Source organism: Sphingobium sp. 22B, assembly GCF_001580035.1.
GTDB lineage: Bacteria > Pseudomonadota > Alphaproteobacteria > Sphingomonadales > Sphingomonadaceae > Sphingobium > Sphingobium fuliginis.
In genome coordinates this window covers 1-338 of the sequence record NZ_LTAB01000100.1, presented here as the reverse complement: position 1 = coordinate 338, position 338 = coordinate 1, and the positions used below count along the sequence as shown (strand labels likewise).

The 338-nt window shown below is 50.0% G+C and carries 1 pseudogene; it reads left to right on the top strand.

The window, feature by feature from the left end:
- Positions 1–338: pseudogene (locus A0J57_RS26285) on the top strand (DDE-type integrase/transposase/recombinase); the annotation flags it as partial.

The following is a 338-nucleotide window of genomic DNA, read 5'->3' as shown; positions in this document are numbered from 1 at the left end:
GCTGGACTGTGTGCGGCATTCCAGATCAGTTTTATACAGATCACGGTTCCGATTTCACGTCGAATCACCTGGAAGAAGTATCAGCAGAATTGAAGATGTCTACCATATTTTCTACAATCGGACAGCCTCGCGGACGCGGCAAACAAGAGCGTTTCTTTCAAACAGTCAATCAGTTATTTCTTTCGGAGTTACCGGGCTACCTCACCAGCGGCGCAAGGAATCCCACACCGACGCTAACATTGGAAGACCTCGACAAGGCTTTCTGCAACTGGCTTCTGGATGAATACATGCAGCGTGTACACTCAGAGCTTGGGGTCACGCCGGGTGCAAAGTGGGAA